The organism is Flagellimonas sp. 2504JD4-2 (assembly GCF_053642935.1).
In genome coordinates, this window is record NZ_JBSIOV010000004.1 from 223,020 (window position 1) to 238,137 (window position 15,118).

The 15,118-nt window shown below is 37.0% G+C and carries 9 protein-coding genes; all 9 read left to right on the top strand.

What is annotated here, in order from left to right:
* The first annotated feature begins 80 nt into the window (after positions 1-80).
* The 9 genes from ACULLH_RS16360 to ACULLH_RS16400 all read left to right on the top strand — a co-directional run bounded on the left by ACULLH_RS16360 (position 81) and on the right by ACULLH_RS16400 (position 15,026).
* Complete coding sequence (locus tag ACULLH_RS16360; RefSeq protein WP_454089827.1) at positions 81-962, top strand: NmrA family NAD(P)-binding protein; 882 nt, start codon at positions 81-83, stop codon at positions 960-962.
* 508 nt (positions 963-1,470) lie between these two features.
* Positions 1,471-2,334, top strand: a complete 864-nt coding sequence (locus ACULLH_RS16365; protein ID WP_454089828.1) for a sugar phosphate isomerase/epimerase family protein — start codon at positions 1,471-1,473, stop codon at positions 2,332-2,334.
* Between the two features lie 963 nt (positions 2,335-3,297).
* Positions 3,298-4,905, top strand: a complete 1,608-nt coding sequence (locus tag ACULLH_RS16370) for a DUF7133 domain-containing protein (protein ID WP_454089829.1) — start codon at positions 3,298-3,300, stop codon at positions 4,903-4,905.
* 100 nt (positions 4,906-5,005) lie between these two features.
* Complete coding sequence (locus ACULLH_RS16375) at positions 5,006-5,884, top strand: DUF6807 family protein (protein WP_454089830.1); 879 nt, start codon at positions 5,006-5,008, stop codon at positions 5,882-5,884.
* Between the two features lie 164 nt (positions 5,885-6,048).
* Positions 6,049-7,080: an AraC family transcriptional regulator gene (locus ACULLH_RS16380; RefSeq protein WP_454089831.1), complete on the top strand. Its 1,032-nt coding sequence runs from the start codon at positions 6,049-6,051 to the stop codon at positions 7,078-7,080.
* Positions 7,081-7,628: 548 nt separating this feature from the next.
* Entirely contained in the window at positions 7,629-7,814 is a 186-nt protein-coding gene (locus ACULLH_RS16385; RefSeq protein WP_454089832.1) for a hypothetical protein, read from the top strand.
* Positions 7,815-8,659: 845 nt separating this feature from the next.
* Entirely contained in the window at positions 8,660-9,142 is a 483-nt protein-coding gene (locus tag ACULLH_RS16390; RefSeq protein WP_454089833.1) for a luciferase domain-containing protein, read from the top strand.
* A gap of 935 nt (positions 9,143-10,077) precedes the next feature.
* Complete coding sequence (locus ACULLH_RS16395; protein ID WP_454089834.1) at positions 10,078-13,254, top strand: SusC/RagA family TonB-linked outer membrane protein; 3,177 nt, start codon at positions 10,078-10,080, stop codon at positions 13,252-13,254.
* Positions 13,255-13,337: 83 nt separating this feature from the next.
* Positions 13,338-15,026, top strand: coding sequence for a RagB/SusD family nutrient uptake outer membrane protein (locus ACULLH_RS16400; RefSeq protein ID WP_454089835.1), 1,689 nt, complete (start codon positions 13,338-13,340; stop codon positions 15,024-15,026).
* The last annotated feature ends 92 nt before the right edge of the window (positions 15,027-15,118 follow it).

Below are 15,118 nucleotides of genomic sequence, written 5' to 3' on the forward strand. Positions count from 1 at the left end.
ACAACTTACAAAATACCAAGAGAAAACTCGGATTAAGGAATTGCAATCAAAAAAAAGTATAACATTTAAAATTAAGAAAAATGAAAGCTGAAATTTTAATTACCGGTGCTACCGGAACAACAGGCCAATATGCCATTGAGTATCTGCTGAATCAAGGAAAAAAGGTTAGGGCCATGGTACGTACATTTGATTATAGAAGTAAAGCTCTGGAGGCTTTGGGGGTGGAAGTGGTCCAAGGCGATTTCATGGATGTGACAAGTTTGGAAAAAGCCATGAAAGGTATAAAAAGGGCTTATTTTTTATATCCCTTTATAGATTATCTCCCAAAAGCAGCCTCATATTTTGCGATCGCTGCTAAAAAGAACAAAGTTGAAATGGTTGTGGCCATGTCGCAAATGGGGGTCAGCGAAAACTCACCGAGTCCAGCTACCCAAAACCATAGTTTGGCCGAGCATATTCTGGATTGGGCCCAAGTAGGGGCAGTACATATTAGGCCAGCATTATTTGCCTGGAATTATCTTGGTTTTGCTGCGCCAACAGTTTCAGATCATCAAAAGTTTTATTACCCATTGGAAGACGCCAAGTACTCTATAGTACATCCAAAGGATGTGGGAGAAGTAGTGGCAAAGATTTTGATAGATCCAGATTTTTCAATCCATGTGGGAAAGAGATACGATATCACAGGACCCGAGGTATTTTCGGCAGCTCAGGTCGCCGGCGAGATTTCAGAAATAATCGGCCAACAGGTGGATTATGAGCCAATTTCCGTGGAAACTTGGATAGCAAATATCAAAGGCCATCCCACCATCAATGATTTTTTGGCAAAACACCTCAAGGAATTTAGCATAGAAGTTGGCGACGGAAGATTCAATAGAACCACAGATACGGTTGAAGCAATAACTGGTCACCCACCACGGACCTTTAAAGCTTACTTAAAAGAGCACAAGGAGATGTTTGTTTAGTGGTTTTTAAAGGACCACTGGTCAGAATTAACAAATAAAAAAGCCCATAACTATGTTAAGGGCTTTTTCTGTTTGGAATTAAAGTTTTTGCTGTGACCTGACTGGGGCTCGAACTGAAGACCCAATCATTTGATTTTCAAAAAGTTAAAATAATTACTTCTGATATGTGCACCGATTTGTACACCTATCAGAAACGATATATCAAATGAACTTATTTGCATGAATTTGCTGTCAAATTTAATTAATAATGTGAATGACATAGATAATAATCTTGTTCAAAAATCAATCAGTTATTTGACAAATTTTTATCAAATAAAAATCTGCTAGGGCAAACCATTCAGGTTATGTAATTAATATTCACAAATAATTGCTGTATTTAACAACGAAATATCTTTAACAAGAAGCGACCGTAATCCATTTAAATTAGCTCCGAATGGTCGGAATGTTCTTTAATAAGGAGGTGCTGATTCTTCAGTTAATCAAATATTAATTAAAAACTTAATATTATATGGCGATTAAGGTAGGTTGTTTTGCATTAATTAATCCATTCCAGACTCTTGACAAGCAGGTGGATCAAATCAAGGAATGGGGATTTAAGTTTGCGGATATAACGGACAACGCTGATGGAGCATGCTTAGGTTCGCATTTCGGTTTTAACGCCGTGGCAAGTTTGGATGCAAATGCATTTGATTTGAAAAGATTGTTTGAACTAAAAGGACTGACGATAACAAGTATTTGTGCTCATGCAAATTTATTAGACCCAACTGCGCCTTGGAGATATGGTACATCTCAAATCATCAAGGCTATTAGAATGGCTGCTGCCATAGGTGTTAAGCATATAATTACCACGGAAGGTGATGCATATACCAACTTTGGTAAAAATCTTTCCAAGGATGAGGGTGTGTTTATGATAAAGGAAAAGCTATATGAACCGCTTCAGATGGCAAAGGACTATGGTGTAAAAGTGTTACTGGAACCGCATGGTAAGTTTACTGACTCTGTTGATTTAATGGTGCGAATTATGGACGAGTGCAATTCGGATGCCTTGGGGGTAAATTTGGATACTGGAAATCTTTGGTTGGGTGGCGGTGAGTCAATCGATATGATTAACAAACTTGGAGATAAAATTGAACATGTGCACTGGAAGGATTTACCAAAGGAAATGATTCCGCTAAGAGGAAAAGAATATGGATGTGGAATGGCCACCATTGCTTTAGGTTCCGGAGTTGTAGGAATTGAGGAGATATATAAGAAGCTGGTAAGATCTGGTTTTGATGGGTTTACAACATTGGAAATTGCTGGTGAGCAAGCAGTTAAGGAAAGTAAAAAATTCTTGGATTCGATGCATGAAAAATATGGGAAGGCTTCATAGTTTGTAATGAAAAGAGAGATTCATAATCGGTTTAGTGCAGCTAATATGATATAGAAGACTTACCTCTTTTCGTATAGTGGTTAAATTAAATAAATTGATTTTTCAAAGCCCCCCTTGAAAAAACCTTCCGATATTCTTTTGGACAACTCCTTCTGAATGATTTATGGGGATGGAAACAGTAGTATTCTTTCCTGAGCCTCCTGGTTTCAAAGTTAACTTCTTCGATATCCCTGATTGGTGTGTATCTAGTGCGTCTTCCCTGTATGTGTTGTTGAACCTTTAGATGTATCCTTTCTGGCTCGGTTTTCCGAGCTGAATGTTTAATTTCAATGTACTCGACCTTACAATAGCTTGCAAGGGATTATGGAAAGGACAGGGAGGCCTGCGAGATATTCAATATCAGCAAGATTACCTACTTCAATCGGAATAGAAAGTATGACAATATGGGCCCGAGGGTTTTCTAAGAAAAAAGAGAAATGATAATACCTACGATTCAAATCAAAAGCGCACATGGGTTCCAATCTAGGTTCAGAGGGCATGTAAAGGGCGTTGGCATGATGCACTGATACATAAAGGCGGAAGGCCGCAGCTCAATGGAAAGGTGGAACGGCCACACCTTACCGACAAGAAAGAGTTTATCAGCTACCAGTCTACTCTTTGAATATGGACTAAAACAAAAAAATAAAGCATATAAGGGCTATTATAACTTTAAAAGACCCCAGAGGATATTTAAAAGAAAAAAACCTATGAAATCTGGATGCATCACTTAAGAAAATAAAGTTTTGGTGCCATTTTAACTGAAGCAGCACAGCTTTGCTTGGCATTTTTTAATATTTTTTTTGAAGTTATAACCCTTCAATGTTTAATCTTATCGCTTCATTTAATTTATCTCGGTGAAAGATATTGAACAAATTGACAATAGTAAGTATCTAATTTTAGAGGATGTAACCTAAATATGGAATTATGAACAAAGGGTATTGTTATTTGTTGGTAATTGCTGTTCTCTTCTTCTCATGTAAAAAGGAGAAAAAGGGAATTATAGCCGGACCTTCAACATGGGAAGAAACTATTGAAATGCATATCGATACATCGGTTCGGGTATATGGCAATTATGCTGCAGTTAAATTACCGATAACTAAAGGAGTTGAAATTTGGAATCCAGCAGCTATTGCTATTGATAGTTTGGGTGTTATCTATGGTTCTAATTATACTGGAGAAATATATTCTTTAATTGATTCGGATAAAGATGGATTGGAAGATACCGCACAACTTTTTTGCGATGTTGGTGACGATGGCTTAAGATATCCGACTAGTATAATTTTCAGAAACTCAAAACTTTTCGTAGCTACAACTCAAGAAATTAGAGTTTATGAAGATACCGATGGAGATGGAAGGTCAGATAACAGTTACACTTTTTTTGATGATTTTCCATATACCATGCACCCATTTGATTGGACATTTGCATTGGAATTTGACTCCGAGGGGTATCTGTATGCAATTTTGTGCACCGATTCTTGGAACGATGACCCAGCTCCTGACCCTGAAGGTTTGAGAGGGTCAATATTGAAAATTGACCCAGATGGAAAATCTTATGAACGAATTGCAACAGGTCTACGTTTCGCATATGGAATGAGATTTAATGAACATGGAGATTTATTCTTTTCAGATAACAGGGGAAATGAGAATAAGTACGAAGAGCTAAACCTTGTTGTGAAAGATGGATTTTATGGTAATAATCAGCCTAAATACCCAAATCATCCACCAATCAAAGATCCAATAATAAAATTAGAATATGGTTTCGCTCCAACCGGAATCAGGTTTAATTCGAAGAACAATGATTTTGGCGATACAGCTGGGAACTTGTTCATCGCGTTTTTTGGTCCAGATGGTCAATGGGAAGATGGGTCTTTGTCCAGAGTTAAGTTAACAAAATCAACCGTTGACGGTTCATACGCGGTCAAAGAGTTTCCAGTTGCCGATAAGATTGCTAAACTATCAGATTTAGTTTTTGGTAAAAATGGTGATTTATATCTGGCACAATTTGGTATTGAAGGGACATTTCATAAACCATATAAAAAACCAATGGGCTCTTATTATAGATTTATACATGCTCCTTGGGTTGTGCCAGATAATCTTGACAATAACACTTCTGTGGTATTTGGAAATGTTCATGAGGGTAAAAAAATATTTAATCAAAGGGCATGTGCTACATGTCATTCCGTCGATGGAAAGGAAGATTTATTGGGTCCTGATTTGTTAGGTGTGGGTAAATTACTTCCAGGAGGTGGACTTCTGGAATCGATAATAGATCCTAACAGAAACATCAAGACAGGATTTGACCAGTCGCTAATAACAAAAAAGGACGGTTTTATTCTTTCAGGGAGAATTGTTACGGCCAATAGCAAATCAATTTCATTGATGGTAGCGGGTAACAAGATTGTGGAAATAGAGAAAAGTGAAATAGAAACCTCGGAGCTTGTTGAGAAATCTTTAATGCCCGAAGGGCTTTTGAGTGGTTTAACAGATGCTGAAATAAAGGATTTACTCGGGTATTTAAACTCACTGAAATAAACAATTCTATTTGTCTATGTTTTTAAGAACAAGAACAGTTTTAACTCTCATCTTTTGTATTTTTTATAGTTTTCTGTTTAGTCAGGAAACTATCCATAAATTGGAATACTATTGGGAATCGGATGATGAATCTTGTGCCTTGGTTTCACGAAAGGACGGAATAATTTGGAAATTAAATTTTGATTTGGAACATGGTAAACCGTTTTTTTATCCTTTGTCTAATAGTTATGGAACAAATATGGTGTGGTGCAGGCCAAATGATCATCCTTGGCATTATGGTCATTGGTTTTCATGGAAATATCTTAATGGAGTAAATTTTTGGGAGGAGAATCAGGATACTCGGGAATCGGAGGGGATTATTAAAATTGTAGATGTCAAGAAAGAACTTTTGGCAGGATATGGGGCTAATTTTATATTTCAAATTGAGTACTGTTTAAAAAATGGCGGTGCGATACTTGAGGAGAAACGAGCAATCAAAATTTCAGAACTTGACAGTTTAGGAAGTTATTTCATTGACTGGAAATTAAATTTTAGAGGGCAAAGTGTGGATGTTATATTTGATAGAACTATACCTGGAAATCTAGGAGGTCCTGGTTGGGGCGGATACGCAGGGTTGTCTATTCGTTTTGCCAAGGAATTAATGGGGCATTCATTTATGATGTCGAACGGGGATATTTTAATGGATGATGTTGTAGGTTATGGGAAGAAAGGAAAATGGATGGATATGACAGGGCAATTTAAAGAATCACAAGTAACTGCGGGGATATCAATTTTTAATCATCCAGATAACAATGAAACTGTTCCATGGTATATTTATAAACATAAAGCATTTGCGTTCTATAACCCGGCATTGATTTTTGAAAAATCATTTCAAATTAATAGGGGTGATGAATTTGAGTTAAACTATAGGGTGTTTATCCATAATGACAGATTAAGTTTTGCTGAAATTGAGAAAAAATATGAGGACTATGTAAATTAATCTGGAATATATCTTGAATATGATCAGTTTATCTGAACTGCTTTTCTTGGAGAAAGAAGTCATAGAATATTGCATGAATGCTAATATTATTGCCGAAGTTCGGGTTTGGATACTGAGTTAATGAGTTGGCCGATATCTTGGAATAACAAAAAAATGTTAGTCATATGAAAACACAGCCGTACAATAATTTTTATGAAATATATAAGGCTGACAGATGTAAACCTTTGGTAGAAGCCTCAGGAGTCAAATCAAAAGAGTTAGAGATGTATGCCTTGGGAAGATTGCAATATCCCGGTAAATTTCTAAATGAAGACGTATTGAGGGATGTGTTCAGCATTGGCTACTGGGATGCTAAGAAAAGTCAATCTTGGGGTCTTAACTGGCATAGGAACGAAGGAATCGAAATTACATACCTAGCATCGGGTAGTATTGGTTTTTCATTGGGTAGGAAATCATCACATGTATTGAAACCGGGAAATTTAACGGTTACCAGGCCATGGCAGTTGCACAAAGTAGGGGACCCCAATGTAGCTACTAGTAGATTGTATTGGTTTATTATGGATTTAGGTGTTAATCAACCGCACCAAAGCTGGAAATGGCCGGATTGGATTATTTTATCTAAGAATGATTTGAATTTCCTTACAAAAGTACTACGTCAGAATGAGTTGCCTGTTTGGGACACCCGTGGTAAGCTTGAAAAAGTTTTCAAAGAAATTGGTAAGTGTTTAGTAAAATCACAAGGGCAAGTAATCCTCGATTCAAAATTGAAGATACTGATTAATGAAGTGCTGTTGTTGATGTTGGATGTATTTCGAGAAGGAAAGGTAAAGTTAGATGAATCTTTAACAATTAATTTAAGAACTGTAGAAATTTTTTTAGACCACCTTAGAACGGATTATGAGCGCAATTGGACACTGGATGAAATGGCATTGCATTGCAATTTAGGAATTACAAGTCTTACCAAGTATTTCAAACAACTTACCAACCTAACTCCAATAAACTATCTCAATAAGGTAAGACTTGAGGCAGCTGCGCAATATTTGCACAATCGTGAAAGAACCAATGTTTCTTCAATTGGATATGACTGTGGATTTTCAAGTAGCCAGTATTTTGCTACCGCTTTTAAGAGGATGTATAATTTGACCCCTTTGGAATATAGAAGAAAAAGCTTGACAACTAAGCAAATTGGCCAATGAAAAGTGTTACAAGAGATTAATTAAGCAATTATCCTATACGTCCTATTCTTTAAGAGTTCTCTGTCTACTTGTGTTATTGCGATTGGATTTTTAGGTTTAATAGTACTTTTAGTAATGAGATGAAAAGTGTATCTCGATTATTTTATAAGTTCAATTAAACGATTCCCAAAATTTAAGAGCGAGAAAAACTGCTATAAATATTAAAACTGAAAAGTGGAATGAAATAATCTCTGAACTAAGAAAAAGAGGTTGGATTGTTACCGCCAAGTATTACGGTTTTGATGCAGGAATTGATGATGATTTTTGATTTTAAGAAAAGGCTTAAAAAAAAATATTGGTCGGTTGGACTAATTGGTTAGAGGGAGAAATAAAATGTAATGACAGCGTTTTTGAATATCTAGAGTCAGAAGTTGGGAGAGAAGTTTAAATATGGAAAGCCTACACGTCTGAAACCACTTGTGATTGCAACTTATAAAGTCTAATCTTTGCCATTATTTCTCGTAAATAGGCCAAAAAACCATTAAGACATTGAAAAAGTTTAAAAAACGATGCGTAACACGGATTTAGAGGGGTATAAAAATTTTAAAAAACCTAAATACAGCATGGAAATCGGTTTGACGGGGAGTAAAATCATTCTTGTAATTGTGGAGGCTTTGACCGTTGAGGAAATCGAGGCTATTTTGACACAAAAATCACCAACAGGGTATTTAAGACGTTACGGTGTTATTGATTGACATGTGACTATCAATGTTTTGAAGTAGAAATCTTCCGAAGGACATTGTTTATAAAACTGTTTTTAATTGGAAAAGGCTTCCGATTTATAGGAAGCTTTTTCTTTTCTAGTAGCGAGAACAGGAGTCGAACCTGTGACCTTGGGGTTATGGGTCCAAAAGCCTAATATTGATAAAAATTAAATTTAAATCTTCAACTAAAAGTGGACTGAACTTGGTCTAAAGTTAAGTGAGGGATTGATTTTATTGACGGTGTGGACGGGTCCCAAACCTTAATTTTATCATTCTGATAAACAATTACTTATGTGTTAGGTTCCCTGAGTGGTAACCGAATCGGCAACCTCAAAATCCCAAAAACTGAAAGAACATCGGTTGGTTTTAAATATGGATAAACTAAGGGAAAGAGGTTAACAGATTAGAGATGAGAGGATTAAATTTTCTTTTAGGACTCGAACCTGTCCTGAAACACCCTATAAATAAAGGTTGCCCATGGGCCATTTTTTAGGTTCATTGCAAGACCCTTCCTTTAATAAATTTTAACATTTGCAGACTATTGATAATTTTAAAAAGCAGATTGGACACAATTATTGAAGTGGTGTTTTTGTGTCGTTTGCACGACAACTTTATTCAGTTGTCTTTTGTAGTTTTATCCATGTTGCTATTGCTTGCAATAACACAAATTTGTCGGTAATCATGCGTTTCTTGGCCTGAACAGGTCCAAAAAATACTCTGATTAAAGGCAATATTTTGAGGTGATTTTGTGTTGTGGAAAATTTGAAAATCAGTGAAGAATAGGCACAAAGACGAAACCTTGGTGAAAGGGTAATGAATTGCCAAGAATATAATAAATGAAAAAGACGGGATTTTCGCTTCCGCTTAGACGTGGTGAGCCACCTGAGGTAGGACAGGAACCTCCTCAATTGCAATACTCAGATAAAAGTCCAAGGGAAATTTATGAAACCCTTAAAGAATGGATGTTTAATACCTTTCCTAAGGTTCGAAAAGAAAAGACTAGAATTTCTGTAAAATCTTCCATTGCAATGTGGCTGGATGAAGACGAAAATGTAGCTCATGAAGATGCTTTCATGCCACCAGCTGGAAGTAGGGAATTTACACATTTGCATCTTGACGGAAGCATTCACACCATTGTAAGTATGGAAGTGGAGGAAGAAATCATTGGAAAAAAATGGGGGGTGCGTCATATGTACTATGACAGAGGAGTAAAGGAAATATTGGTTTATGCGCCTAGAAATTTGGAAGAGCTGATCGTGTTAAAATCCATTGTAATTAAATCTTACGAATATGTAACCGGGTTAACCTTCCAATTATGAACAAGTCAGGGTGTTTATTAAGAATTAAGTCTATACTTGAGAATTTCAGAAATTAGGAGAATCATGGTTGTACTCGGTAATGTTGTCAAGAGTTATATTTATGGACACTTAATCCAGAAACAAAGCTGAAAAGTAGACGTTAACTTCCTTGTTACTCAAAGTTGGTCGTTTTTATTTCGAAACCATATATGACATCAGAAAACTGTTAAAACCGATAGAAGCCGTAATCTTTGTTTGGTTTCTTTTTAAATGGGTTGAATATTGTAAAGATATTATGTGTTAAGCTCCCAATTGGAGGTAACCAATTCTGTGTTATAGGAAATATCTGTATGAAAATGGTACTTCAGCACTTAAAATCATTGCAACCCGAAACTTCAGCAAGTATTGTTTTTGAGTGAAAAACAAATCGTAATCAGATATCTCTGGAACTACCTTGTACAGACAACTTGCCTTTTAATAAAGTTTTATGACTCCCAGACCAAAATTGGTTAATGATAATCACAAAAAACCATTTAACATGATTTTGGGGCAAATTGCGTACTGATGATTGCTAAATGAGTATAAATGTATTGAAAGGGCAATAATAAATTTGGACAATGAAAAAAGAAAATCTGGAAGCTAGAATTAGTTGATTAACAATTTTTCGGGTTTTTTTTATAAAAAAGACAATTGTTCATTGGTTAAGATGTCTTTTTCGAATGCGCAGATTGTGATTATGAAAAAAAGGGCTGGAAAAGAGTACTTCCGGATTAAGTGATAACACAATACTAATCATCTGGGTCAATAAATTCATTATTCAGATTCGGTATTGTTGGAGTTAGAAATGAACTAAAAAAATGGATATATGGAGAAAAAAAAATAAATGCACACTTGGTCAGAAAGAGCGGCCAAAAAAACTAAATAACTGAACTAACTTGTTAATTAATTAAAAAATTATGAATAAAGGTTATAAAAAGATTGGAACATTCGCTTTGTTCTCAGAAACTAAATTAAAGTCCAAATTGATTTTGTTCCTCTCTTTTATTGCAATAATGGAAATAAATGCAGCAGCCAACATTGATTCGTTGAACGATGCAGAGCTGGTGGAGAGAACTAATGAAGAACAGATTACGATTACAGGTAATGTTACCGACAGTGCTGGTGTGCCACTTCCAGGGGCAACGGTTTTGGTGAAAGGAACCAATAATGGTACGCAAACAGATTTCGATGGAAACTATACGATTCAGGCTGACCAAAATGACGTCCTGGTTTTTAGCTATATCGGATATATGTCCCAAGAGGCGCCGATAGGAGGAAGGTCAATCATTGATATTTCCCTTCAGGAAGATGCAAATGAGCTTGACGAGGTGGTGATTGTGGGTTATTCAAGTAAAACGAAAGGTGAAATTACTGGTTCTGTTGCATCCGTTGATGTTGGGGAGGCGTTCAAAAACCCTGTTTCCAACGCTGTTGAAGCGTTGCAGGGCAATGTTTCTGGTGTTACGGTTGTTAGCAGTGGTCAACCTGGTGGAGCGCCATCTGTAGTAATTAGAGGTGTCGGTACTACAGGAAATACAAACCCACTTTATATAATTGATGGAGTGCAAACTACGGATCCATGGGTTTTTAATAGTATAAATACTTCTGACATTCAGCAAATGAGCGTGTTGAAGGATGGGGCTGCTGCCATTTATGGGTCTAGGGCTGCAAATGGAGTTATTATTATAACTACTAAAAGCGGGTCATATAATCAAGGTAGGGCTAAAGTTGAGGTAGATGTCTATACGGGCTTATCCTCTTTGGGAAGTACACCTGATGTGTTGACACCTCAACAACATGCTCAAATGATATGGGATGGAAGATTAAATGATGATCCTTCTACTACCCCTTCACACTTGCAATATGGAACTGGAGCATCGCCGGTGATTCCTCAAGTACTTCAGGGTCAGACTGCTGGAGGGGATCCTCTGCCAAATGCCACGGTTAACCCTAATGGATTTGACTGGTGGGATGTAATTACAGAAGCTGCACCTACTACGAATGCCACGGTGAGCATGTCGGGTGGAACGGAAAACTTCAAATCATACTTTTCGGCTTCTTTCTTTTCTAGAGATGCTGCTGTAAAACACAACAGTTTTAAAAGAGGGAATGTTCAAATAAATACTGAATTTAAGGCCTCAGATAAACTAAGGATAGGTCAGCACTTAAATGTGTCCTACGGGAAAAGTAGAGGAGGAAGTGTTGGAGCTGCAGTAGAAAGTGCAGGAAGAATAAATCCATTGATTCCTGTTTATGATGATAACGGTGTTTTTGCTGGACCCTATAATAATGCAAATGAATTGTCCAATGCAGGAAACCCCTTGGCGGCACTTTATAGATCAAGAAATGATATTTTCAGGAATATTAGAATATTTGGTGATGCCTATTTGAATTATGATATTTTGGAAGGCTTGACCTTTACTTCCAATTTTTCAGGAAACTTGGATCTCTACGATGATAGAATATTTACTGCTAGGACTCCTGAACAGGCAGGAGGTAGCAATAATAATACCTTAAGTGAAAAAAACAGCAATTCATCTTCATGGACTTGGCTAAATATGCTTAATTATACGAAAAGTTTCGGTAGTCATAATTTAAGTGCTTTTGCTGCGGTTGAAGCCATTGAAAATGATTTCAAAACCAATACAGTTGTAGCTTCAGGGTTTTTTAATGAGTCTCCTGAATTTTATACGCTGACCAGTGGTTCTACAATTGGGGCCTCTACTGAAGCGATTGCTAGTCAAAATAGCCTATTTTCTGTGTTTGGGTCACTTGATTACAATTATGATTCTAGATATTATTTGACGGCAACGGTTAGAAGGGACAAAACCTCAAGATTTGCCGGAGATAACAAAACCTCGACATTTCCTTCTTTCAGCGCAGGATGGTCTATTAGTAATGAAAGTTTTTTTCCTGATGATGCCTGGGTTTCTAACTTGAAACTTAAAGGGTCTTGGGGAGAAATGGGGAACCAATTTTTGCCAATTAATAACCCAACACTTTCATTTTTCCGTTTTAATGTAAACACAGCAGATTATGCCTTTACTCCGGGAAATGTCTCCCAAGGAGCTTTATTGAGTCAACTTGGAAACCCCAATCTAAATTGGGAGGTAAGTGTTTCCAAAAATGTTGGACTTGAATTAGGAATGTTTGATAATAGGCTGACCGCTGGGATTGAGCTCTGGCAAATTGATACAGAGGATTTAATTGTTCAGGACTTTACGTCAATTAATTCTACGGCACCTGATGCTTCCGCTCCTTTTGTAAATATTGGGGAAGTTAGAAATAAGGGTATTGATTTTGAAATCGCTTATGCAAATGAAACCAAAGGGGGCTTTTCTTATTCTGTAAGCGCAAATATTTCTAGATATAAGAATGAAGTTATAAGTTTGGTCAATGAGGCCCCGATAAGCGGGCAAACCTTTAGTTTTACGGGCTCATACACACGAACGGAAGAGGGTGAGCCCATATCTTTCTTTTATGGGACCAAAGTTGCAGGATTTGATGATGATGGAAGATGGGTTTATGAAGATATTGATGGGGATGGGGATACCAATGGAGATTCGGATGACCGTACAAATATAGGGTCGCCACATCCAGATTTTACATATGGTCTTAATTTTAATGGAGCATACAAGGGATTCGATTTTTCGTTGTTTTTTAATGGTTCCCAAGGGAATGATATTATCAATCATAATAAAATTTTCACAGATTTTCCAACTTTCGTCAACAACAATAGAAGCACAAGGGTCTTGGATTCATGGACGCCCTCAAATACAGATGCCACTCTTCCCGCTCTTTCCAATACTGTTCAGGGAAATGAGTTGAACTCTAGCACTTATTTTGTTGAGGATGGATCTTTTCTGCGTTTGAAAAATGTGCAGTTGGGATATTCCTTTAATGATAATGTTGTTGATAAACTTGGATTATCAGGTTTAAGGTTGTATGCGTCAGCTACTAATGTGTTTACAATCACAAGTTATCAGGGGTTGGATCCAGAAATACTTCCAATCAACAATTTGAATCTAGGGATTGACTCTCGGACTTATCCAATTACAAGGTTAATTACACTAGGGTTAAATCTGAAGTTTTGAAATTTAGATTTTTTCGATTGAAATAATTAAACTTCAATTAGAAACTATCGAAATCAATTTTATAATAATATAAAATCAAACGCATGAAAAATAAAACTAACATTTTTTTAATACTTATAATGTCAATGGTTTTGGCCTGCAGTGACGAGTTTTCTGAAACTGTGGAGATAGGTTCTTTGGTGCCGGAATCACTTTCAAATGAGGAGGGCGTTAATTTCTCCTTAACGGCGGCATATAGTGTTCTTGACGGAACAAGTAATGTTACAGGGAATTGGCAACCTACGGGTGATAACTGGTGGATGGATGTTATTTCGGATGATGCCCATAAAGGAAGTACTGATAGTGACCAGGCGGAATTGTTTCAATTGGAAACATTTAATTGGTCTGGCGGGAATAACTATATCTTTAATAAGTGGAGGGCCTTATATGTGGGGGCCAATAGAGCAAACGCGGTACTTGTGCTAATCAATAGCTTGGATAACCCAGAGGATTTTACCCAACAGGCAGCAGAAGCTAGATTTTTGAGAGGGCATTACAACTTTGAATTACAAAGACTTTATGGTTTTGTATCCTATATTTCTGAAGAGAATTATGCCGCTAGTGAATTTGACCAACCTAATACGACCGATGTTTGGCCACAAATTGAAGCGGATTTCCAGTTTGCTGCGGACAATTTGCCAAGTTCCCAAAGTTCCGGAATTTCAAGGGCAATTTCTTGGTCGGCCAGAGCTTACTTGGGAAAAGCTTATTTGTATCAGCAAAAATGGGCTGATGCCTTAATGGAATTCAATGCTGTCATAAATTCAGGAACATATTCTTTGAATACAGAATTCGTTGATAATTTTAAAGAGTTCGCAGAAAATAGTCCTGAAGCTGTTTTTATAATTCAATTTGATGTTTTAGGAACAAATGCACCAAACGGTAATCATGGGGGGACATTGAATTTTGGAGGGCCAAATGGTTGGTGCTGTGGATTTTATCAACCTACCCAAGATTTGGTGAATGCTTTCCAAACAGATGGGAGTGGACTACCTTTATTGGATACCTATAACCAGAATGATGTAGCCAATGATGCTGGTATATTTAGTGAAGATCCGTTTACGCCGCATGCCGGGCCTTTAGATCCTAGATTGGATTATACTGTTGGACGTAGGGGAATAGATTATAATGGTTGGGATATACATCCTGGAAAAGATTGGATTCGCGCTAGTTTTAGTGATGTTTCAGGGCCCTACAGTCCAAAGAAGAATGTTTATCATAATGGAGAGACTGCCAACGTGGGGACAGGCGGCTGGGGCCAGCAACGTTCGGGCATCAATTATCATTTTATAAGATACGCTGATGTCCTATTGATGGGTGCTGAGGCAGCTGTTGAGACGGGTGACCTGGCAACAGCCTTGAATTATGTTAACCAGGTGAGGAACAGGGCTAAAAATTCCACCTTTGTATCAAACGATGGAGGTGTAACTCCGGCAGCAAATTATGACATTGAGCCCTATTCATCGTTTCCGGACGAGACATTCGCAAGAAAGGCGGTAAGGTTTGAACGTCGTTTGGAGTTAAGCATGGAAGGCCATCGTTTATTTGATATTAGAAGATGGGGCAATGCCCAACAAATAATTACGGATTATTTGGTGAATGAAGCGAGAACCATACCGAATATCACGAGTAAGTTTGAGATTTACGAACCAAAGCATGATTTGCTTCCAATTCCGCAAAGGGCACTTGATGAAAGTAAGGGAGCTCTTCAGCAGAGTCCTCTATGGGATTAATGAAGGAAATAGTATTTTGATTTGAGAAGAAAAGAATACTGTTATTGTTAGTTTGTAGATAAAGGAGCATTTTTTAAATGTTCCTTTGTTTA